This is a genomic window from Saccharopolyspora sp. NPDC045941 (assembly GCF_056431445.1).
Genome location: NZ_JBWKKU010000010.1, coordinates 44339 through 65778, shown reverse-complemented (window position 1 = coordinate 65778; position 21440 = coordinate 44339). Strand labels below are relative to the sequence as shown.

The following is a 21440-nucleotide window of genomic DNA, read 5'->3' as shown; positions in this document are numbered from 1 at the left end:
GGGAGGTGCGATGACCGCAGGGACACCCGATGCCCGCTCCGAGTTCGACGTCGTCGTGGTCGGCAGCGGCGCCGCCGGGATGACGGCGGCGCTCACGGCGGCCCGGCAGGGACTCGACGTCGTGCTCGTCGAGAAGGCGGCGAAGTTCGGCGGCTCCACGGCCCGCTCCGGCGGCGGCGTGTGGGTGCCGAACAACCACGTGCTCGCCGAGGCCGGCATCACCGACAGCCCGGAAGCCGCGAGCACCTACCTCGCCCACATCGTCGGCGACACGGTCGACCCCGAACTGCAGGCGGCCTTCCTGGCCGCCGGCCCGCGGATGCTCGCCGAGGTCCTGCCGAGCACGCCGCTGCACATGCGGTGGGTGCCCGAATACGCGGACTACTACCCGGAAGCCCCCGGCGGCCGGGTGCGCGGGCGATCCATCGAGGCCGCACCGCTGGACGGCCGGGTGCTCGGCGACCTGCTCGCCGACCTCGAACCCGGCTACGGCAAGTCCCCGGCGAACCTGGTCGTCACGCAGGCCGACTTCCGGTGGCTGAACCTGCTCGCCCGCCACCCGCGCGGCCCGCTGCGCGCCCTGCGGGTGGGAACGCGCTGGCTGATCGCCCGGATCCGCGGGCAGCGTCTGCTTGCGCTCGGCCAAGCGCTGTCCGCGGGCCTGCGGGTCGCGCTGCGGGACGCCGGCGTGCCGGTGTGGCTGAACACCCCGCTGATCGACCTGGAGCACGACGACGGCCGGGTCACCGGTGTCGTCGTCGAGCACGACGGTGAGCGCCGGACCTTGTCGGCACGGCGCGGAGTCGTGCTGGCCGCAGGCGGTTTCGAGCACAACGAACAACTGCGGAAGCAGCACCAGCGCGAGCCGATCGGCACGCAGTGGACTGTGGGCGCGAAGGCCAACACCGGAGACGCGATCGTCTCCGCCCAGCGGCTCGGTGCCGCGACGGAGCTGATGGACGACGCGTGGTGGGGGCCGTCGATCCCGCTGCCCGGCGGACCGTGGTTCTGCCTCGCCGAACGAACCCTGCCCGGCTGCATCCTGGTCAACGGCGACGGAGAGCGGTTCGTCAACGAGGCCGCGCCGTACGTCGACGCGGTGCACGCCATGTACGGCCCTGGCGACGGGCCCGGGCGGCACATGCCCACCTGGCTCATCGCCGATCAGCGCTACCGCAACCGGTACATGTTCGCGGGCCTGGGCCCGCGGCAGCCGTTCCCGGGCCGCTGGTACAAGACGGGGGCCATCCAGCGGGCGGCGACGGTCGAAGCGCTGGCCGAGCGCATCGACGTGCCCGCCGATGCGCTGCGCCGCACGATCGATCGGTTCAACGGCTTCGCGCGCAACGGGGTGGACGCCGACTTCCAGCGCGGCGGCTCCGGATACGACCGCTACTACGGCGATCCGCGCAACAAGCCGAACCCGAGCCTGGGCGCGCTGGAGGTAGCGCCGTTCTACGCCGTGAAGATCGTGCCGGGCGACCTCGGCACCAAGGGCGGCCTGCGCACCGACGTGCACGCTCGGGTGCTGCGTGAAGACGGCACGCCCATCGAAGGCCTTTACGCGGCTGGCAACACCAGCGCCGCCGTGATGGGCCGAACCTACGCGGGGCCGGGCGCGACCCTCGGCCCAGCGATGACCTTCGGATATCTCGCCGCGCAACACCTGGCAACCGAGGCGGTACGAGCGAAAGGGACGAGATGACGGCGGCAAACAACGACGAGGTGCGCACCATCGACGTCGGGACCCCACCGACCCGGTTCGCGCGCGGCTGGCACTGCCTCGGACCGGTCGAGCAGTTCAAGGGCGGTCGGCCGCACGCCGTGGAGGCGTTCGGCACCAAACTCGTCGTGTTCCAGGGCGAGGATGGCGGCCTCAACGTGCTCGACGGCTACTGCAGGCACATGGGCGGCGACCTCACGCAGGGCACCATCAAGGGCAACGCGGTCGCCTGCCCATTCCACGACTGGCGCTGGGCGGGCAACGGCCGCTGCACCGGAATCCCCTACGCGAAGCGGATTCCGCTGCGCGCCCGCACCAAGGCGTGGCCCGCGATGGAGGAGAACAAGCAGCTTTTCGTGTGGAACGACCCGCAGGGCAACCCGCCCCCGGCGGACGTGACGATCCCGCACCTGCCGGAGTCGTTCTCCGACGAGTGGAGCAACTGGACCTGGGACACCGTGCGCATCGAGGGCTCCAACTGCCGCGAGATCGTCGACAACGTGGTGGACATGGCGCACTTCTTCTACATCCACTTCGCGTTCCCGACGTACTTCAAGAACGTCTTCGAAGGCCACATCGCCAGCCAGTACCTGACCACCAAGGGCCGCCCGGACATCGGCGCGGGCACCTACTCCGGCAGCGACAACCAGGTGCGCTCGGAGGCGTCGTACTACGGGCCGTCGTACATGATCGACCGGCTGTGGAACGAGTACCACGGCTACACCATCGAGACGATCCTGATCAACTGCCACTACCCGATCACTGCCGACTCGTTCGTGCTGCAGTGGGGCGTGCTGGTCAAGAAGCTGCCGGGGCTCTCCGACGAGCAGGCGGACAAGCTGGCGGCCAAGATCGCCAAGAACACCGGCGTCGGGTTCCTGCAGGACGTGGAGATCTGGCGGAACAAGACGCGGATCGACAACCCGCTGCTGTGCGAGGAGGACGGCCCGGTCTACCAGCTGCGCCGCTGGTACGAGCAGTTCTACGTGGACGTCGAGGACGTCAGCGAGGACATGGTGGCGCGGTTCGAGTTCGAAGTGGACACCAGCCGCGCGAACGAGGTGTGGGAGCGGGAAGTCGCGGAGAACCTCGCGCGCAAGCAGGCGGAGAGCTCATGACCTGGGCGAAGGCACCGGACCTGGCCGACCGGTCCGCGGCGCTGGCCAGGGTGCGCGAGGACACGGCCGCCGACCGGGCCGACTACCTGCGGTCGGGGCTGTGCCCGGTGGAGTGCGGGCGCTGCGGCGTGCAGGTGCTGGCGAAGAAGAACAGCCCGCAGCACACCAGCATCCAGTGGACCGCCGAAGGCGCTCGCCGGTGCGCGACGTTCGCCGACCGTCCGGGTGAGGTCGCCGAGTCCTGCGCCGACGTGCTGGCGAGCGTCGACGCCGCGGCCCGCGACGGCCACCTCACCACGTCGCCGCAGGATTCCGATGGAGCCCAGAACCGCAATTTCCATTGAAATCGAAGGTTCGATTTCAATGGAAATTGCGGACCAGACGCCAGGAGCCAGTGATGCCCGAACCCGCCCGACTGCGGGTCGCCGCGGTCATCGACGAGACCCGGGACAGCCGGTCGCTGGTGTTCGAGCCGCCGCCGGAGTGGTCCTACCGGCCCGGCCAGTTCCTCACCCTGCGAATCCCCAGCGACCGCACCGGTTCGGTGGCGCGCAGCTACTCCCTGTCCAGCTCGCCGCACGTCGACGAGGCGTGGCAGGTCACGGTGAAGCGAGCCGGCTACGGCTCGAACTGGTTGTGCGACAACGTCGTCGCAGGGACCACTGTGGACGTTCTGCCGCCCGGCGGGGCGTTCACGCCGGGTTCGCTGGACGAGGACTTCCTGCTGCTCGCGGCGGGCAGCGGGATCACGCCGGTGATGTCCATCGCGAAGTCGGTGCTGGCGGCCGGGACCGGGCGCGTGGTGATCGTCTACGCCAACCAGGACGAGGATTCGGTCATCTTCGCCGCCGAGCTCCGGGATCTGATCGCCCGGCATCCCGACCGGCTCGTCGTGGTGCACTGGCTGGAATCGGTGCAAGGCCGCCCGACGGTGCCCGCACTCCGCGAGCTGATCAGGCCGTTCGCGGACCGCGAGTGCTTCGTGTGCGGCCCGGGCGGTTTCATGGACGCCGCCGCGGAAGCGCTGAAGGACCTGGAAGTCCCGCGCGCTCGGACCCACGTCGAACGCTTCGTCTCGCTGAAGCGCAACCCCTTCGAGAAGAAGCGGCCCAAAGCGCCCGAACCGGCCGAGGACGCCGCGACGATCGCGGTCGAGCTCGACGGCGAACACCACCGGTTCGCGTGGCCACGCCAGAAGCGCCTGCTGGACCTGCTCCTGGAAAAGGGCCTGGACGCGCCGTTCTCCTGCCGCGAAGGCGCGTGCAGCGCCTGCGCCTGCCGGATCCGGAGCGGCGAGGTGAAGATGCTCCAGAACTCGGTCCTCGACCAGGAAGACCTCGACGACGGGATCATCCTGGCCTGCCAGTCCCTCCCGATCACCGACGAGGTCCACATCACCTACGAGTGAGTGCTCCGGTGAGCACGTCCGAGGCGAAGTCCGACGCCGAGCGCGGCGGCCGCCCGAGGACCTCCTGGACGCCGGTGCCCAGCTCGGATTCCGCTTCCGCGCAGTAGCTGCGGTAGAGCACTTCCGGCGGGAGTGCGGGATGTCGCCCAGCGACTACCGCGCCCGCCACGGCGAGCGGTGACCTCAACCGACCAGCACGGCTCGTGCGTGTTTCGGATCGCTATAGCAACGCAAAACACGCACGAGCCGTGCTCATGCGGTCGGCGGGATGTTGTGGTTCAGGCGGAAGAGGTTCTTCGGATCGTGGCTCGCCTTCATCGCAGCGAGCCGCTCGTAGTCGGCCGGATCGTAGGCCGCGCGGACGCCTTCCGGATTGGCGCTGCCGCCCGCCAGGAAGTTCAGGTTGCGGCCGCCCGTCGACCACGGGGACATCTCGCGCATGACGCGGCTCTGCAGCTCGCGGGCCGCGTCGACGGTGGCTTCGTCGACCTTGGAGTTGACGCCGAAGACGTACGGCGCGTCGCGGTGCCCGACGCAGTTGCCCGCCGGCCGGGACAGCGCGCCGCCGAGGTGACGGACCTCGACCACGCACCGCTGCGGCGCGTCCGGGCCGACCAGGTCCAGCAGCGTCTTGATCGCCGCGTCGTCGAAGTCGCGCAGCATCGCGTTGTCCGTGACGTAACCCATCGGCTGGACCGGGTCGTTGTTGATCGAGCCGACCTCCCGGTACGGCATCTCGCGCACCGAGTCGATCAGCCGCGGCCCGACCGCCCGCAGCGGCTCGGTCAGCCGCTCCCCCTCCGCCGGATCACCGGCGTACGCGATGCGCACGTGCACGACGTGGCGGCCGCGCAGCGGTTCCGGCAGGGCCGGAACGTCCGGGAACGGGACCAGCGCGACCGAAGAGGTCATCTCCTCCGGCAGGTCGCGGGTCCACTGCTGCCAGGTCCGCAGCACGTCGCCGATCAGGTGCGAGTCGAAGTACAGGCCGCCGCCGTAGAGGCTCGCGACCGGCATCAGGTCCACCTCCATGCCGGTCACCACGCCGAAGTTGCCGCCCGCGCCGCGCAGCGCCCAGAACAGCTCGGCGTCGGATTCGGCGGTGACGCGGCGGAGCCGCCCGTCGGCGGTGACGATCTCGATGGCGCGCACGTGGTCGGCGGCGTAGCCGTAGCGCCGCCCGAGGTGCCCGAGGCCGCCGCCGAGGGTGTAGGACACCGCGCCGACGTGCGGTGCGCTGCCGGACAGCGGCGCCAGCCCGAACTCCGCCGCGGCCTCGACCACCTGGCCCCAGCGCACGCCCGCGGCGAACCACGCGGTGCGCCGCTCGGCGTCGATCCGGACCTCCGACATGCGACCGGTCGTGATCAGCAGCCCGCCCTCGACTTCGGAGGCGATGCCGTGACCAGTGCTCAGCACCGCCACCGGGAGGTCCCGCGCCGCCGCGAACTCGACCGCCGCCCGCACATCTTCCGCGTCGACCGCGCCCACCACGACCTGCGGTCGGCGCTGGTCGAAGGCCAGGAATCCGGCACGTTCGGCGTCGTAGTCGGTGTCTCCCGGCAGGAACACCGGTCCCTGCACGCGGTCGGTCAGCGCGGCGAATTCGTTTGGTGCCATGCCAGGAACACTAACCGTCCTTGAGGACAGTTCTTGTCCTAAAGGGTGTGCGATCCTGAAAACATGACGACGACGCTGCCCGCCCGGTTGCTCCGCCTGCTGTCACTGCTGCAGAGCCGCCGCGAGTGGTCCGGCGGCGAGCTCGCCGACCGGCTGGAGGTCACCGGCCGCACCGTGCGCCGCGACATCGACCGGCTCCGCGAGCTCGGCTACCCCGTCGAGAGCACCACCGGCACCGCGGGCGGCTACCGCCTGGCCTCGGGCAAGAACCTGCCGCCGCTGCTGCTCGACGACGACGAAGCCGTCGCGGTGGCGGCCGGGCTGCTCACCGCCGCGAGCGGCAGCGTGACCGGCATCGAGGAGAGCTCGATCCGCGCGCTGGCCAAGCTGGAGCAGGTGCTCCCGGCCCGGCTGCGCGGCCGGGTGGGAGCCCTCGCGGGCGCGACGGTGCCGGTGGTGGTGCGCGACGGCCCGCAGGTCGACGCCGGGACGCTGGCGCTCATCGGGGCGGCCTGCCGCGATCACGAGATGCTGTCCTTCGACTACGAGAAGCGCGGTGGCGCAACGGAATCCCGTCGGGTCGAACCGCACAGCCTGGTCGCGGTGCGCGGCCTGTGGTACTTGATCGCCTTCGACCGCGATCGCGAGGACTGGCGCACCTTCCGCGCCGACCGCCTGATCCGGCCGCTGGCCACCGGCCGCCGCTTCGAACCGCAAGCCCTACCTGCGGAAAGCCCGGCCGCGCACATCCGGCGCTCGATCATCGACGCGCCCTACCGCTACTCCGCCCGGGTCACGGTGCAGGCCCCCGCCGAGACCGTGCGCGAGCACCTGCACCCGCTGCTGCCGGACCGGGTCACCCCGATCGACGAGCACAGCTGCACCGTGCGGCTCGGCGAGGACGCGCTGCCCGCGATCACCCGCCGTGTCCTCGACCTGGCCGTCCTCGACGCCGACTTCACCATCGACGCCCCGGACGACCTGCGCGATCACCTGCGATCACGTCTCGGGCGATTGCTCGACGTGCTGTCCGGGTAGCCGACCACGGTGAGTGCCCGAATTTCCCCCGGGAAACCGACCGTTTGCACCTTTTCCTCGACGCGATCTCGGCCGACGTGAAGTCCGAGGGCACGAAGATCAGGAGTGAACCATGGGTGTCGGCGGCGCAATCCGAGCCAAACTCACGCAGTACCGAGGCCGGATCGCACTCCGATGCAGACCCCCGCACGTCCCGAACATGGACGAATGCCCGGCCGGCGGCGGCCATGCGCCGGTCCCGAAGCAGGGCGGCGGCGGCCGCATCTGCGCCAAGTGCGGCGAGTCCTGCTAGCAGGGCGCCCGGGGCGGCGTTCTCGCGTGAAAGCGCAGGCGCGGACCACGCCGTTTTCGCGCGGAAACGGCGCAACTGCGAAGCTCACGCCGTCGATAGCACCAGGCCGCTGGTCGGGACGCCCGTTCCGGCCGTGACCACGACGTGCTCGACGTCGTCGACCTGGTTCACCGCCGAGCCCCGGACCTGCCGGACCGCCTCGGCGATGCCGTTCATGCCGTGGATGTAGGCCTCGCCGAGCTGGCCGCCGTGGGTGTTCAGCGGCAGCCGCCCGCCGAGCTCGATCGCGCCGCCGGCGATGAAGTCCTTCGCCTCGCCGCGCCCGCAGAAGCCCAGTTCCTCCAGCTGCACCAGGACGAACGGCGTGAAGTGGTCGTAGAGGATGCCGACCTGGACGTCCTGCGGCCCGATCCCCGCCTGCCGCCACAACTGCCGGGCCACCACGCCCATCTCCGGCAGCGCCGCCAGGTCGTCGCGGTAGTAGCTGGTCATGGTGAACTGGTCGGCGCCGCTGCCCTGCGCGGCCGCGGCCACGACGGCCGGCGGGTGCGGCAGGTCCGCGGCCCGCGCCCGGCTCGTCACCACGATCGCCACCCCGCCGTCGCTTTCCTGGCAGCAGTCCAGCAACCGCAGCGGCTCGGTGATCCAGCGCGACGCCTGGTGGTCGGCCAGGGTGATCGGCCGCTGGTAGAACCAGGCGTGGGGGTTGGTCGCCGCGTGCTTGCGGTCGGCCACCGCGACGCGGCCGAAGTCCTCGCTGGTGGCGCCGTAGTCGTGCATGTAGCGGCGGGCGAACATCGCGACCTGCGCGCCGGGAGTGGCCACGCCGACCGGGTACGACCAGCTGTTGTCCAGCCCCGACGAGGTCGGTGCCGCGGCGGCCGCGGCCTGCACCTGCCCGAACCGGCTCCCGGAGCGCTCGTTGAACGCCCGGTAGCAGACCACGACCTCCGCCACGCCGGTGGCGACGGCCATCGCGGCCTGCTGCACCGTGGCGCACGCCGCGCCGCCGCCGTAGTGGATGCGGCTGAAGAAGCTCAGCTCCGGGATGCCCAGCTCCCGGGCGACGGCCGTCTCGGTGTTGTTGTCCATGGTGAAGGTCACCAGGCCATCCACATCGGACGGTTCCAGCCCGGCGTCCGCGAGGGCGGCCCGGACGGCCTCGGCGGCCAGCTGCAACTCGCTGCGCCCGGATTCCTTGGAGAACTCCGTCGCGCCGATCCCGACGATCGCCGCTTCACCCGAGATCATCGCGCCACCTCCGGAAGTTCCACCCGGACCGTGCCGGTGACGTGCGTGCCGAGGCTGTTGCGGCCCAGCACCTCCACGACGAGCACGTCGCCGTCCCGCTCCAGGACCTGGCCGTGCATGGTCAGCACGTCGTAGGCGTAGCACGGCACGCCCAGCTTGATCGCCACCCCGCGCACCAGGGCCTCCGGCCCGGCCCAGTCGGTGACGTAGCGCTGCACCAGGCCGGTGGTGGTGAGGATGTTGACGAAGATGTCCTTGGAGCCCTTGGCCACCGCGAGGTCGCGATCGTGGTGCACGTCCTGGAAGTCGCGGGTGGCGATGGCGGTGCTGACCACGAAGGTCGGCGAGACCTCGATGCGTTCCTCCGGCAGCGCGTCGCCGATGGCCACTTCGGCGAGCGACCGCGTTCGAGCCAGTGTCATGACGCCTTCGGCCTCCATCCGGGTAGCACCAGTTCGTCGTCGATCCGCTGGAAGTCGGCCACGACCCGCTGGCCGATCTCGACCGCCGCCGGGTCGACGCCGCGCAGCTCGCCGAGCATCCGCACGCCCTCGTCGAGCTCGACCAGCGCGACGACCAGCGGCAGTTCCTTGCCCGGCACCGGCGGGTGGTGGTGCACGATGTAGCTGTAGACCTCGCCGAGGCCCTCGGAAACCAGGTAGGTCCGCTTGGTGGCGCCGCACTCGGGGCACATCGGCCCCGGCGGGTGCCGCAGCAGCCCGCACTGCCCGCAGCGCTGGATACGCAGCTCGCCGGCCGCCGTGCCTTCCCAGAAGTACGCGGTGTCCCGGTCGATCGCCGGCCGGATCACGTCGGCGCCGGACCGTTGTTGCGGCGCTTCGGGTTTCCGCTCCGGCGGGCGGAACTTCAGGACCCGGAACAGCATCTCGGCCACCGGCTCGTCGCCGACGTACCAGGTGTTGCGGGTGGTGACGAACCAGCCTTCCCCGAGCCCGGTCTTCTTCGGCCCGACGACGCCGTCCAGCCGGGTGGTGACGGTGAGCTGCTCGCCGTGCCGCAGGTACCGGTGGTAGGTCTGCTCGCAGTTGGTCGCGACGACCGAGGTGTACCCGGCGTCGTCGAGCGCGGCCATCATCGCGTACAGCGGGTCGTCGGTGTCGCGGTCCGGGTGCAGGCCGCCCATCGTCCACACCTGCGCCATCGCCGGGGGCGCGACCGGTCCACCGTGGACCGATGCGGCCGCGTCGGCCGCCGAGGTGTAGACGGGGTTGGCGTCGCCGATCGCCTCCACCCAGTTGTTGATCATCGGGAGGTTCACGGGATCGCGCGCGGCTCGCGGGGCGCTGGGCCCGCGCTGCTGGATGCGGTCGGCGGCGGCCAGGATGGCCTCCGCCGCGGTGGCAGTGCTGGTCATGTTCCCTCCGGCTCAGCGCGGCACGCGTGGCAGGTCGAGTCCGGCAGTGGCGATCAGTTCGCGCTGCACCTCGTTGACCCCACCGCCGAAGGTGAGCACGAGGTTGCGCTTGTACTGCACGTCGAGCCAGGCGAGCAGGTCCGCGGTGTCCACATCGGACGGATCGCCGTGCCGGCCGACGACCTCGGCCAGCAGCCGGCCCAGGTGCTGGATGCGCTCCGAGGAGAACACCTTGGTCGCCGAGGCGTCCGCGACGGCCACCGGTCCGAGCGCGGCCGCCGCCGCGACCTGCCAGTTGAGCAGCTCGTTGACCCGCTCGCAGGCGCGCACCCGCGCGAGGACCCGGCGCACGTCGGGCAGTTCGAGCAGCGGCGTGCCGTCCGGCGCAGCCCGGCCCCGCGCCCACCCGCGCACCCGGTCGCGCATGCCCGCGATGCGCCCGGCCGGGCCGAGCATGACGCGCTCGTGGTTGAGCTGGGTGGTGATCAGCCTCCAGCCCCTGTCCTGCTCCCCCACCAGCATGTCCGCCGGCACCCGGACGTCCTGGTAGTAGCTGGCGTTCACGTGGTGCGCGCCGTCGCAGGTGATGATCGGCGTCCACGAGTAGCCGGGATCGCGGGTGTCCACGATGAGGATCGAGATCCCCTTGTGCTTGGGCGCATCGGGGTCGGTCCGGCAGGCCAGCCAGATGTAGTCGGCGTCGTGCGCGCCGGTGGTGAAGATCTTCTGCCCGTTGACCACGTAGGAGTCGCCGTCGCGGACCGCCGCGGTGCGCAGCGAGGCCAGGTCCGTGCCCGCGTCGGGCTCGGTGTAGCCGATCGCGAAGTGGATCTCGCCGGCCAGGATCTTGGGCAGGAAGAACGCCTTCTGCTCGGGCGTGCCGTAGGCCTGCAGGGTCGGCCCGACCGTTTGCAGCGTCACGGCGGGCAACTGCACGTCCGCCCGGGCGGCCTCGTTGGCGAAGATCAGCTGTTCGACGTCGCCGAAGCCGCGCCCGCCGTACTCGGCTGGCCAGCCGACGCCGAGCCAGCCGTCCCGCCCCATCCGGCGCACCACGTCGCGGTGCGCGGAGCAGTGCCGGTCCACCGCCATCCGCTCGCGCTCGTCACGCGTCACGAGATCGCCGAAGTAGGCCCGCAGTTCGTCCTGCAGGGCGCGTTGCCCGGCGGTGAGTTCGATGAACATGCCCCTCCTCAGGCTCGTGCCGCGAGCACGTCCAGGCGGTGCTGCGCGCCGCCTGCCAGCCGGGCGAGGTCGGTGATCAACGACGAATAGCGGTGCAGCGGGTAGGTGATGTCCAGGCCGAGGCCGCCGTGCAGGTGGTGGCAGGTCTGCAGCACGGGCGGGGCCTCCTCGGCGAGCCACCACGCGGCGACCGCCAGGTCCTCGGCCGCGTCGAGCCCGGCGGCCAGCCGCCAGGACGCGGACTGCGCGGCCAGGTGCAGGGTTCGGGCGGCGATGTAGACGTCGGCGATCTGCTGGGCGACGGCTTGGAAAGCGGCCAGCGGCTTGCCGAACTGGTGCCTGGTGCGCAGGTGTTCCGCGGTGTGGCCGAGCGCGCCGGCCACCGCGCCGTCACCCACTGCGCAGATCCCCGCGAGCGCGCATGCGTGCAGGTCGGCGAGCACCGCGCGGTCCGGCGCGCCGCCGAGGAACTCGCCGGGCGCGTCGTCGAGGCGGACGGACCATTCGATGCCGGACGACGACCGCACCTGGTGCAGCGTCACGCCTTGCGCTGCCGGATCGACGAGGACGACGCCGGGACCGTCGGGCGTGCTCGCGGAGACCAGGATCCGGTGCGCGAGGTCGGCATGAAGAACACCGGTCTTCGTACCGGAAACCCGGCCGTCCACCGCCTCGGTGCGCGGCTCGTCCGGCAGCGGCGACGACGGCTCGTTCAGCGCGGCGGTGAGGATCCTGCCGTCCAGCAGCTCGTCCTGCTGGACGGGCGTGCCGTGGCGCGCGACCGGCAGGACGCCGAAGGCCAGCGTGCTCAGAGCGGGGACGTCGGCCGCCGCGCGCCCGATCTCGGCGAGGACGATCGCCGTCTCCAGCACGCCGAGTCCCGCCCCGCCCAGCCGCTCCGGCACCGCCAGGGACCTCAGTCCCGCGTCGCCCAGCGCCTTCCAGATCGCTTCGTCGTAACGGGTTCCATCGCCTGGTGCACCGCGACCGGATTCACGTCGCAGCACCTCGGCGGCCAGATCTTGCACGGATTGCTGCGTTTCCCCGAAGGCGAACTCCATCCGACCCGCCTCATCCATCGCCCAGTATTGAAACTTGTTCTAGTAGTACCGGCGGCCGGGCCGCAATGCAAGCGGTCGGATGCCCCGACAACGTTGACGACCGCACCCCAGGCCCGGCGAAAGACAACAGGTTCTACCGGAACTGCCCAGTTCAGGAGGTAGGATTCCGGCGGCACCGAACCGACCAGACGGAGGACGCACGTGACGCAGGGATCGGCCACCGACCGCGAGCAGCACCCCCCGATCCCGGCGGATCTGCGCGAGCTCGCCGAGCGGGCCACCGGATTCATGCCGCCGGAGGAGGGACAGGCGCTCTACGAGGCGGCGCTGGAGCACCTCGGCACCGGCGTGGCGGCCGAAATCGGCACCTACTGCGGCAAGTCCGCCATCTACCTCGGCGCCGCGGCCCGCCGCACCGGAGGCCGGATCGTCACGATCGACCACCACCGCGGCTCCGAAGAGCACCAGCCGGGCTGGGAGTACCACGACCCGAACCTGGTCGACCCGGTCGTCGGCAAGCTGGACACGCTGGGCGAATTCCGCCGGACGATCGCCGCGGCCGGTCTGGAGGACGAGGTCACGGCCATCGTCGGCCGCTCCGGAGCGGTCGCGGAGTTCTGGCGAACGCCGCTGTCGCTGCTGTTCATCGACGGCGGCCACACGGACGCGGCAGCGAGCACGGACTACGAGGGCTGGGCGCACTGGCTGGCGCCGGGCGGAGCCTTGGTCATCCACGACGTCTTCCCGAACCCGGAAGACGGCGGCCAAGCGCCCTACCGGATCTACTGCCGAGCCCTGGAAACGGGAGCGTTCCGCGAAACCCGAGTCGTCGGCTCCCTCCGAGTCCTCCAACGCACAACGGGCGAACCCGGCTCCCACCCCTGAACCGAACCCCTGAAGCTCACCGGACCCCCACCCCGAACATCACCGACCCCGGTCCCGAGGCATCCCCGGCTCCGCCCCCAGGCATCCCCGGCTCCGCCCCCAGGCATCCCCGGCTCCGAGGCCCGCAGTTTCAATTGAAACCTGAGGTCCAGTTTCAATTGAAACTGGACTCCTTCGGCGTGTCGGACCACGACACGCCGAAGGCTGTGGACAACTTCCGCAATTTCAATGGAAATCAGAGGTCCGATTTCCATTGAAATTGCGGACACACGTGGTCGGCGAGGCGCGCGGTGGATCAGGTGCCCGAGACGTTTTCGAGTTCGCAGCAGGGGACGTTCTCCAGCGGCAGGCCCGCCGGGAGCTTCTCGCCCCGGAAGATGCCGTTGCCCGGCGTCGCGCGGGACAGCGCGTCCGCCGCCAGGACCACCGCTGCTCCGGTCCAGGTCGAGCGCTCCTCCGGCCAGCGCTTGCCGTCGGCGTAGACCAGGCCCGTCCAGTACGAGCCGTCCGGGTCGCGCAGGTGCTGCATCGCCGCGAGCAGGTCGCGGGCCCGGTCGTGCTCGTCCAGCGCATCCAGGCTCAGCACCAGTTCGCAGGTCTCCGCGCCGGTGACCCACGGGTGGTCATCGACGCAGCGCACCCCGAGCCCGTCCACGACGAAGTCCGACCAGCGCGCGAACAGCCGCTGCCGCCCGGCCTCGCCGCGCACCGCCCCGCCGAGGATCGGGTAGTACCAGTCCATCGAGTACCGGTGCTTCGGCGTGAACGCCTCCGGGTGGTGGCGCAGCGCATGCCCGAGCCGGCCCAGCGCCACCTCCCAGCCCGGCTGCGGCTGGTCCAGGTACTCGGCCAGCGCGAGGGCGCAGCGCAGGCTGTGGTGGATGCTGGAGCAACCCGACAGCAGCGCCTCGCCGGTCGGGATGCCCGACTCCCCCACGGCCCAGTCGATCTCGCCCCGCTCCCGCTGCGCGGTGAGCACGAAGTCGATCGCGGCCCGCACCACCGGCCACATCCGCTCCGCGAACCCGTCGTCGCCGCTGATCAGCAGGTGGTGCCAGACGCCGACGGCCGGATACGCGCAGAAGTTGGTGTCCGATCCGGCGTCCTCGATCCGCCCGTCGCGCACCTGCAACGGCCAGGAGCCGTCCGGGCGCTGGGTCGCGCGCAGCCATTCGTAGGCGCGCTCGGCCTCGGCGAGCAGCCCGGTCGCGGCCATCGCCATCGCCGACTCGACGTGGTCCCACGGGTCCACGTGCCCGCCCGGGAACCACGGCACCGCGCCGGACGCCAGCTGCGTCGCGGCGATGGCCTTGCCGGTCTGGGCGGCCGCCTCGGCGGACAGCACGCCCGGAACCTCAGGCCCCGGCACGGGCCGATCCCGGCTTGCCCAGGTAGACGGCGATGCTCTTGCCCATCACCGGGTCCAGCAGGCGCTCGGCGGTGCGGGTGATCCAGGGCCCCTTCATCAGGTCCCACACCAGCATCCGGTGGTAGAGCTTGGGCAGCGGATGATCGTCGTTGTCGGTGCCGACCGCGCACTTCAGCCACCAGTACGGCGAATGCAGCGCGTGCGCGTAGTGGTGGAACGCCGGGCGCAGGCCCGCGTTCCGGAGCTTGCCGATCAGCTCGTCGGCGGAGTAGATCCGCACGTGGCCGCCCTCGACCTGGTGGTACTCGTCCGACAGGGCCCAGCAGATCTTCTCCGGCCACGCGCGCGGGACCGTCACGACCACCCGGCCGCCGGGCTTGACGACGCGCACCAGCTCGCGCATCGCCTTCTCGTCCTCGGGGACGTGCTCCATGATCTCCGAGGCGATCACGCAGTCGAAATGCTCGTCCGGGAAGGGCAATGCGAGCGCGTCACCGGAGACGGTCTGCGCGGCGGCGCCGTCGGGCACCTGGTTCTCGGCCTTCATCGCGGCGAACATCGCCGCCACGTTCTCCAGCTCCTCGACGTCCTGGTCGAACGCGATCACGTCCGCCCCGCGCCGGTAGAGCTCGAAGGCGTGCCGCCCCGCGCCACAGCCCAGGTCCAGCACCCGCTGGCCCGGCTGCACGCCGAGCTTGTCGAAGTCCACCGTCAGCAAGTTGCTCCCTCCCCGGCGCGCGCCCTCCGCGCGATCGCCTCGGCGTAGCAGTCGACCGTCGCCGCTGCCACCGATTTCCAGCTGTACTTCGCCAAAACCCGAGCCCGGCCGGCCGCGCCGAGCCGCTGCCGCCGATCGGCCGAGTCGAGCAGCCGGGCCAGCGCCGTCGCCAGCGCCTCGGCGTCGCCGGGCGGGACGAGGTCGGCGCACTCGCCGTCCGGCCCGGCTACCTCCGGGATCGCCCCGGCGCGGCTGGCCACCAGCGGCGTCGCGCAGGCCATCGCCTCGACCGTCGGCAGCGAGAACCCCTCGTAGAGCGACGGCACGCAGGCCACCTCGGCGGAGCCGAGCAGCTCCGCGAGCTCGGCGTCGCTGATGCCGCTGACGGTGCGCACCACGTCACCGATGGCCAGCTCTTCGATGCGCTGCTCGGTCGGCCCGCCGGGCGTCGGCTTCGCGACCAGCACCAGCTCCACGGCGCGTTCGGTGCGCAGCTTCGCGACCGCCTCCAGCAGCGTGCCGATGCCCTTCATCGGGGTGTCCGCGCTGGCCATCGCCACGATGCGGCCGGGCACCCGGGGCGCGGTCGGCGGCTTGAACACCTCGGCGTCCACGCCCAGCGGAACCACCTGCAGCTGCTGCGCGGCCACGCCGAAGTCGCGCCGGATGTCGGCGGCCGAAGACTCCGAAACGGTCAGCAGCTGCGGGATCCGGCGGGCCACCCGCGCCTGCATGCGGGTGAACCCGTACCAGCGGCGCACGCCGACCCGCCGCCAGCCGGTGGTCCCGGCCAGGTCGACCCGGCGGTCGTGCGTGATCGGGTGGTGCACGGTCGCGACCAGCGGAATCCCGGCTCGCTGCAAGGCGAGCAGGCCGTAGCCGAGGCACTGGTTGTCGTGGATCACGTCGAATTCGTGGCGCCGGGCGCGCAGCAGCTTCGCCGCCCGCAGGCTGAAGGTCAGCGGTTCGGGGAAGCCGGCGCTCCACATGGTGCCGACCTCCAGCAGGTCGACGGCGTCACGCAGTTCCCGCCAGTGCGGGGTGCGGAACGGGTCCGCGTCGTCGTAGAGGTCGAGGCTGTCCACCGCGGTCAGATCCACCCCGGGATCCAGCTCCGGGTACGGCTTGCCGGAGAACACCTCGACGTGATGGCCCAGTTCCGCCAGCCCTCGGCTGAGGTGCCGGACGTAGACGCCTTGCCCGCCGCAGTGCGGCTTGCTCCGGTAGGACAGCAACGCGATCCGCACGACTCACCTCACACAGCCAGCGCCCGGCGGGCTGGGTAGACTGGAACATGTTTCGATCGAACCACGTCGATCACCTTAACCCGTCAGGGTGGTGCGGCGACGAGCCGCGTGGTGACCACCACGCGTTTCGACCAACGAGTCTTCGAGGGGACCGACGCTGCATGGCAAGCACCTCGCGGAATGTGCTGCAGGCGCTCCGGGACGACGAGACCGGTTCCACTGCTCAGCACGAACGCCGCAAGCGAATCATCGACGCCACCATCGCGCTGGCCACCAAGGGTGGCTACGACGCGGTCCAGATGCGCACCGTCGCGGAGAAGGCCGACGTGGCGCTGGGGACGCTGTACCGGTACTTCCCGTCCAAGATCCACCTGCTGGTGACCGGCCTGGCCAGGGAGTTCGAGCGGGCTCAGGACAAGATGGACCGCACGAAGATCCCCGGCGAAACGCCTTACGAGCGGGTCATGTTCGTGCTCAACCGCACCACCAAGACGCTGCAGCGCAACCCGCAGCTGACCGAGGCGATGACCCGCGCGTTCATGTTCGCCGACACCTCGGCGGCGGCCGAGGTCGACACCGTCGCGGCGCTGGTCGAGCGGTTCTTCACCAACGCCATGACCGTCGACGATCCCACCGAAGAGGAGAAGGCGATCGCGCGGGTGATCGGCGACGTGTGGCTGTCCAACCTGGTCGCCTGGGTGACCCGCCGCGCATCCGCGTCCGACGTCTCCAACCGCCTGGAGCTCACCGTCCGCCTGCTGCTGGCGTGAGCCTTCCGGGGTCCGCCCCGGAAGACCCGCGCCGGCGGTCGCGTCAGGCCGGGCCGGGCACCGCGTACTCGACGATGCCGTCCGTCGCGGACGAGGTCAGGATTCCGCGGGTGACAAGGACATCCAGGTGCGCGTTGGTCTCGCCGACGGCCAGCACCTGGTTGAACAGGTCGAGGTCGAGCAGCTTGCGGTTGCGGCGGGTCCAGCCCAGCTTCAGCGCGGCCTCGTACGCGGTGCCCGCCCCGTCGCGGATCGCCTCGGCCGTCTGGTCCAGCCGTTCCTCGTGGTGCTGCAGCAGTTCCGCGGCCCGGGTGTGCGAGCTCCCGCCCGTCGGGCCGTGCGCCGGCAGCAGCCGCATGTCCGGGTAGGACTGCATCAGGCGCAGCGAGTCCAGGTACTCGCCCAGCGGGAGGTCGGCGCGCGCCGGTTCGACGCCGATGGACGGCGTGATGTGCGGCAGGATGTGGTCGCCGGAGAACATCAGCGACGACTCGGAATCCAGGAACACCACGTGGCCCCGGGTGTGCCCCGGCGTCGGCACGGCGAGCAGGGTCCGGGACTGCAGGGGGATCTCGACCTTGCCCTCCAGCCACTCGTCCGGGAGTTCGTAGCTGCTGCGGGACTTCGGCGCCTTGCCGCCGTACGCCTCGGCGAGCTTGACGAGCAGCTCGTCCGCGCCCCAGCGCCGCAGCCGCTCGGCCTCGGCTTCCTGCCGGTTGGCCAGCAGCGCCTCCACGGAGGGCTGTTCGCCCGCACCGAGGCTGATCCGGGAACCGAAGTTGCGGCGCAGCGCGACGGCGAGCGTGTAGTGGTCGCGGTGGGCGTGGGTGACCAGGAAGCGCTGCACGTCTTCGAAGCCGAATCCGAGCTCGCCGAGCGCGGATTCGAGCTGGTCGCGGGCTTCGTCCAGCGCCCAGCCGGAGTCGATGAGCACCAGCCCGTCGCCGTCTTCGATGGCGTAGACGTTGACCGCGCGCAGCCCGTCGTTGGGCAGCGGCAGCGGAATCCGGTGCACGCCCGGCGCCACCTCGAACACCCCCGAGTTGATCCAGGCGTGCCGTGCTTCTGCCGCACCGTCGTTCACCGTTGACCTCCAGCCATCCGCAGCACACTGCTCCCGCGAGGATAACCCGGGCCTCTGCGGCGCGGAGAAGCTTCCCCGTTCCTCGAAACCTGGGCGAAACAGCTCGGCCGTTCAGGGCTCGTGAGGCCGCAGCGGACCGAAGTGTCCATTGGGGACGACGCTCAAGGGACGAAGCCCGGCGACCGCGCGAGCCCAATCCAATTTAGACTTTCAGAATCCTGGTGCCACGACGACGAATGCGACCGCGTCGTCACTCCCGCGACGCGATGCCGCCGCAAAGGATCTTGATGTACTGGTCCGCGATGGCGTCCGCGGTGAGCGTTCCACTCGGGTCGTACCAATGCACCGCCGTCCACACCATGTCGCGGATGAAGCGGTAGGTCACCTTGGGGTCGAGGTCCTCGCGGAACACCCCGGCGCTCCGGCCGTCCTGCAACACGCGAGTCCAGACCCGCTCGAAGTCCTCGGCCGCCTGTTGCAGGTAGCCGAACCGCTCGAACCCGCCGAGGTACTTCGACTCGTTCTGGAAGATCGCGATCGCCGCCCGGTACTGCCGCATCGCGCCGAAGGACCGCCGGATGAGCTCGGTGATCGCGGCGCGCGGGTCGCTCGCCTCCCGCAGCACCTGCTCGTTGGTCTCGCGCTGGGCGTCGAGGAACTCGCGCAGGATCTCGTCGACCATCGACTCCTTGGAGTCGAAATGGTGGTAGAGGCTGCCGGAGAGGATCCCGGCGGCGTCGGCGATGTCCCGCACGGTGGTGGCGAGGAAACCGCGGGTGGCGAACAGCTCGCCGGCGATGGCCAGCAGTTCGGCCCGCCGCCCGGAGCCGCCGGAATCCCGCGCCGCGCGGCCACGGGCGGACAAGCGCTTGGTCGAAGCCACGACGCCATCTTCGCAGAACACTCCCGACCGCACCGCCGGAGGTGACCGATTTCGCGAGAAATCGACGGTCACCCGGAAAGCATCGCCCGGCACTGCAGCGACTCACCGACCGGAGCGCGACCATGCCGTGACCGAATGAGGCGCCTGTTCCCGCTGCCTGACAACGGGAACAGGGTCAGGTGAGCTGGACGACGGCCCTGGCCTTGGCCAGGACGTCGACTCCCCCAGCGGTGGCCGCGAGCTCGATCACGGCCTGCTTGTCGCCGAGCTTCTCCGCCACCCGACCCGCGACCACGACCTCGACCCCTTCGTCGTCGTCCGGGACCACGACCGGCTTCGCGAAGCGGACGCCGTACTCCAGCACCGCGCCCGGGTCTCCCACCCAGTCCGTGACCAGCCGTGCCGCCTCCGCCATGGTGAGCATGCCGTGCGCGATCACGTCCGGCAGCCCCGCCTGCTTGGCGATCCGCTCGTTCCAGTGGATCACGTTGAAGTCACCGGAAGCCCCGCAGTACTTCACCAGCGTCAGCCGGTGGATCGGATAGCGCTCGGGACCGATCTCGGTGCCGACCTCGACGTCGTCGTAGCGCACGCTCGCCGGCATGCCTCACTCCCCTCCGGCCGCGGTGCCCCGCGACACGATGACGTTCACCGCGGTGCACACCAGCTCGCCGGCGCCATCGCGGATGTCGGTCTCGATGCGCACCAGCTCGTTGCGCCCGGCGTCGCGGATCTCCGCGATCCGGCCCGTCGCGGTGAGCACGTCACCGGCGCGGATCGGCCGCCGGTAGCGGAACTCCTGCTCGCCGTGCACGACCATCCGGTAGTCGAGGCCGAACTCGGGGCGCCGGATCGGGTTGCCCGACGACGCGGCGCCGGCCGCGACGATGCCGAAGGTCGGCGGCGCGATCACGTCGGGATGCCCGAGCTCGCGAGCAGCATCCGGGCTGCGGTAGGCCGGGTTGGCATCGCCGATGGCGTCGGCGAACTCGCGGATCTTGCCGCGCGTCACCTCGTACGGTTCACCGGAACCGAAGGTATGCCCGACGAATTCCCGGTTGATGGCCATGAAACTCCTCCCACACCGCCGAAATCCGTGCTCCCGCGGCGCCCGTCAGCCGAGGCGCTCGATGATCGTCACGTTCGCCGTGCCCCCGCCTTCGCACATCGCCTGCAGTCCGTAGCGACCGCCCGTGCGTTCCAGTTCCGCCAGCATCGTCGTCATCAGCTTGGTCCCGGTCGCGCCGAGGGGATGGCCCAGGGCGATCGCGCCGCCGTTGGGGTTGACCCGAGCCGGGTCGATGTCGATCTCCTTCAGCCAGGCCAGCACCACGCTCGCGAAGGCCTCGTTGATCTCCACCACATCTATGTCCGAGGCGCTCAGCCCGGCCTTCGCCAGGGCGTGCCGGGTCGCCGGGATCGGCGCCGACAGCATGAAGACCGGGTCGTCGCCGCGCACGCTCATGTGGTGGATGCGCGCTCGCGGCGTCAGGCCGTGGTCGGCGACGGCCTGCTCGGAGGCGATCAGCAGCGCCGAGGACCCGTCGGAGATCTGGCTGGCCAGCCCGGCGGTGATGCGGCCGCCCTCGCGCAGCGCCTTGAGCCCTTCGAGCTTCTCCTTGCTGGTGTCGCGGCGCGGACCTTCGTCGCGCTCGACACCCGCTACCGGCGCGAGTTCCTCGTCGAACCGGCCCGCGTCGATCGCGTCGATCGCCCGCCGGTGGCTGGTCAGCGCGAACTCCTCCATGTCCGAACGGGAGATGTCCCACTTCTCGGCCATCAGCTCGGCACCGCGGAACTGCGTCACCTCAACATCGCCGTAGCGGTCCTGCCAGCCCGCGGAACCGGAGTTCGGGCCGTAGGCGACGGGGAATCCGAGCTCCGCACCGCCCAGCAGCGCGCTGCCGATCGGGATGGCGCTCATGTTCTGCACGCCGCCGGCGATCACCAGCTCGGCCGTGCCGCTGAGCACCGCCTGGGCGGCGAAGTGCACCGCCTGCTGGGAAGAACCGCACTGGCGGTCGATCGTCACGCCCGGGACGTGCTCCGGGAACCCGGCCGCCAGCCACCCGGTGCGGCCGATGTTGCCCGCCTGCGCGCCGACCGCGTCGACGCATCCCCACACCACGTCGTCGACCGCCGACGGGTCGATCCCGGTGCGGGCCACCAGGTTTCGGAGCATGTGCGCGGACAGGTCGGCCGGGTGGATGCCACTGAGCCCACCGCCGCGCCGGCCCACCGGGGTCCGCGCCGCGTCGATGATGTACGCCTCCGCCATGACCGTCCCTCCGTCGCAGGCACCGGTCGGCTGATCCGGGAGAGGCGCCGGCCGGGCAGGCTCGATCCGCTGGACACCAGCGGCAGCCGGAGTCTAACCTAACAAGCAAGTGTTTGGTAGAGACGAAGAACGTTG

22 protein-coding genes are annotated in these 21440 nt (G+C 70.9%); 7 read left to right on the top strand and 15 right to left on the bottom strand.

All coding sequences use genetic code 11. From position 1 onward, the window contains the following. Positions 1-10: 10 nt before the first annotated feature. From kstD to AC07FN_RS10540, 4 genes are read left to right on the top strand one after another with little or no spacing between them, the layout of a single operon-like run. The gene (gene kstD, locus AC07FN_RS10555; RefSeq protein ID WP_478395388.1) at positions 11-1705 is read left to right on the top strand and encodes a 3-oxosteroid 1-dehydrogenase; all 1695 of its coding nucleotides are present in this window, start codon (positions 11-13) and stop codon (positions 1703-1705) included. Next, positions 1702-2841, top strand: a complete 1140-nt coding sequence (locus AC07FN_RS10550; protein WP_478395387.1) for a 3-ketosteroid-9-alpha-monooxygenase, oxygenase component — start codon at positions 1702-1704, stop codon at positions 2839-2841. Before kstD ends, AC07FN_RS10550 begins: the two co-directional genes overlap by 4 nt. Next, positions 2838-3185 carry a hypothetical protein gene (locus AC07FN_RS10545; RefSeq protein ID WP_478395386.1) on the top strand — a complete coding sequence of 116 codons (348 nt, stop codon included), beginning with the start codon at positions 2838-2840 and terminating at the stop codon, positions 3183-3185. Before AC07FN_RS10550 ends, AC07FN_RS10545 begins: the two co-directional genes overlap by 4 nt. Before the next feature lie 53 nt (positions 3186-3238). Continuing rightward, positions 3239-4249 (top strand): 2Fe-2S iron-sulfur cluster-binding protein, encoded by a 1011-nt coding sequence (locus AC07FN_RS10540; protein WP_478395385.1) that lies wholly within the window; start codon positions 3239-3241, stop codon positions 4247-4249. Here the strand turns inward: AC07FN_RS10540 and AC07FN_RS10535 are convergent. Both AC07FN_RS10535 and AC07FN_RS10530 read right to left on the bottom strand, forming a co-directional pair. Continuing rightward, entirely contained in the window at positions 4236-4436 is a 201-nt protein-coding gene (locus AC07FN_RS10535) for a hypothetical protein (protein WP_478395384.1), read from the bottom strand. The genes AC07FN_RS10540 and AC07FN_RS10535 overlap by 14 nt on opposite strands. A gap of 65 nt (positions 4437-4501) precedes the next feature. Next, complete coding sequence (locus AC07FN_RS10530) at positions 4502-5869, bottom strand: FAD-binding oxidoreductase (protein WP_478395383.1); 1368 nt, start codon at positions 5867-5869, stop codon at positions 4502-4504. 63 nt (positions 5870-5932) lie between these two features. Between AC07FN_RS10530 and AC07FN_RS10525 the strand changes: the two genes are divergently transcribed. Further along, the gene (locus tag AC07FN_RS10525; RefSeq protein WP_478395382.1) at positions 5933-6907 is read left to right on the top strand and encodes a helix-turn-helix transcriptional regulator; all 975 of its coding nucleotides are present in this window, start codon (positions 5933-5935) and stop codon (positions 6905-6907) included. A 376-nt stretch (positions 6908-7283) separates the two neighbouring features. Here AC07FN_RS10525 and AC07FN_RS10520 read toward each other — a convergent pair whose 3' ends face one another. The 5 genes from AC07FN_RS10520 to AC07FN_RS10500 are packed head-to-tail and all read right to left on the bottom strand — an operon-like array spanning position 7284 to position 12071. Then, positions 7284-8450 (bottom strand): lipid-transfer protein, encoded by a 1167-nt coding sequence (locus tag AC07FN_RS10520; RefSeq protein WP_452615815.1) that lies wholly within the window; start codon positions 8448-8450, stop codon positions 7284-7286. Continuing rightward, a complete protein-coding gene (locus tag AC07FN_RS10515; RefSeq protein ID WP_452615814.1) occupies positions 8447-8872 on the bottom strand; it encodes a MaoC family dehydratase in 426 nt (141 codons plus the stop codon). Before AC07FN_RS10515 ends, AC07FN_RS10520 begins: the two co-directional genes overlap by 4 nt. Beyond that, positions 8869-9825: a bifunctional MaoC family dehydratase N-terminal/OB-fold nucleic acid binding domain-containing protein gene (locus AC07FN_RS10510; protein ID WP_478395381.1), complete on the bottom strand. Its 957-nt coding sequence runs from the start codon at positions 9823-9825 to the stop codon at positions 8869-8871. Before AC07FN_RS10510 ends, AC07FN_RS10515 begins: the two co-directional genes overlap by 4 nt. A gap of 12 nt (positions 9826-9837) precedes the next feature. Next, positions 9838-11010 (bottom strand): acyl-CoA dehydrogenase family protein, encoded by a 1173-nt coding sequence (locus AC07FN_RS10505; protein ID WP_478395380.1) that lies wholly within the window; start codon positions 11008-11010, stop codon positions 9838-9840. Between the two features lie 8 nt (positions 11011-11018). Further along, positions 11019-12071, bottom strand: a complete 1053-nt coding sequence (locus AC07FN_RS10500) for an acyl-CoA dehydrogenase family protein (protein ID WP_478395497.1) — start codon at positions 12069-12071, stop codon at positions 11019-11021. Positions 12072-12272: 201 nt separating this feature from the next. On the opposite strand from AC07FN_RS10500, the gene AC07FN_RS10495 reads away from it, so the two are divergent. Beyond that, entirely contained in the window at positions 12273-12956 is a 684-nt protein-coding gene (locus AC07FN_RS10495) for a class I SAM-dependent methyltransferase (protein ID WP_478395379.1), read from the top strand. A 295-nt stretch (positions 12957-13251) separates the two neighbouring features. Here the strand turns inward: AC07FN_RS10495 and AC07FN_RS10490 are convergent, their stop codons facing one another. From AC07FN_RS10490 to AC07FN_RS10480, 3 genes are read right to left on the bottom strand one after another with little or no spacing between them, the layout of a single operon-like run. Then, on the bottom strand, positions 13252-14325 hold the full coding sequence (locus tag AC07FN_RS10490; RefSeq protein ID WP_478395378.1) for a prenyltransferase/squalene oxidase repeat-containing protein: 1074 nt from the start codon (positions 14323-14325) through the stop codon (positions 13252-13254). Next, positions 14312-15034 (bottom strand): class I SAM-dependent methyltransferase, encoded by a 723-nt coding sequence (locus AC07FN_RS10485; RefSeq protein ID WP_478395377.1) that lies wholly within the window; start codon positions 15032-15034, stop codon positions 14312-14314. Before AC07FN_RS10485 ends, AC07FN_RS10490 begins: the two co-directional genes overlap by 14 nt. A gap of 2 nt (positions 15035-15036) precedes the next feature. Continuing rightward, positions 15037-16290: a glycosyltransferase family 4 protein gene (locus AC07FN_RS10480; protein WP_478395376.1), complete on the bottom strand. Its 1254-nt coding sequence runs from the start codon at positions 16288-16290 to the stop codon at positions 15037-15039. A 161-nt stretch (positions 16291-16451) separates the two neighbouring features. Between AC07FN_RS10480 and kstR the strand changes: the two genes are divergently transcribed. Next, positions 16452-17060 (top strand): cholesterol catabolism transcriptional regulator KstR, encoded by a 609-nt coding sequence (kstR, locus tag AC07FN_RS10475; protein WP_478395375.1) that lies wholly within the window; start codon positions 16452-16454, stop codon positions 17058-17060. A 43-nt stretch (positions 17061-17103) separates the two neighbouring features. On the opposite strand, the gene AC07FN_RS10470 is transcribed toward kstR, so the two are convergent. From AC07FN_RS10470 to AC07FN_RS10450, 5 genes are all read right to left on the bottom strand, one after another. Then, a complete protein-coding gene (locus AC07FN_RS10470) occupies positions 17104-18144 on the bottom strand; it encodes an MBL fold metallo-hydrolase (protein WP_478395374.1) in 1041 nt (346 codons plus the stop codon). A 250-nt stretch (positions 18145-18394) separates the two neighbouring features. Continuing rightward, a complete protein-coding gene (locus AC07FN_RS10465; protein ID WP_478395373.1) occupies positions 18395-19027 on the bottom strand; it encodes a TetR/AcrR family transcriptional regulator in 633 nt (210 codons plus the stop codon). A gap of 175 nt (positions 19028-19202) precedes the next feature. Next, positions 19203-19631 carry a MaoC family dehydratase gene (locus AC07FN_RS10460; protein WP_452615805.1) on the bottom strand — a complete coding sequence of 143 codons (429 nt, stop codon included), beginning with the start codon at positions 19629-19631 and terminating at the stop codon, positions 19203-19205. Between the two features lie 3 nt (positions 19632-19634). Continuing rightward, complete coding sequence (locus AC07FN_RS10455; protein WP_478395372.1) at positions 19635-20096, bottom strand: MaoC family dehydratase N-terminal domain-containing protein; 462 nt, start codon at positions 20094-20096, stop codon at positions 19635-19637. 45 nt (positions 20097-20141) lie between these two features. Continuing rightward, positions 20142-21305, bottom strand: a complete 1164-nt coding sequence (locus AC07FN_RS10450; RefSeq protein ID WP_478395371.1) for an acetyl-CoA C-acetyltransferase — start codon at positions 21303-21305, stop codon at positions 20142-20144. Positions 21306-21440: the final 135 nt, after the last annotated feature.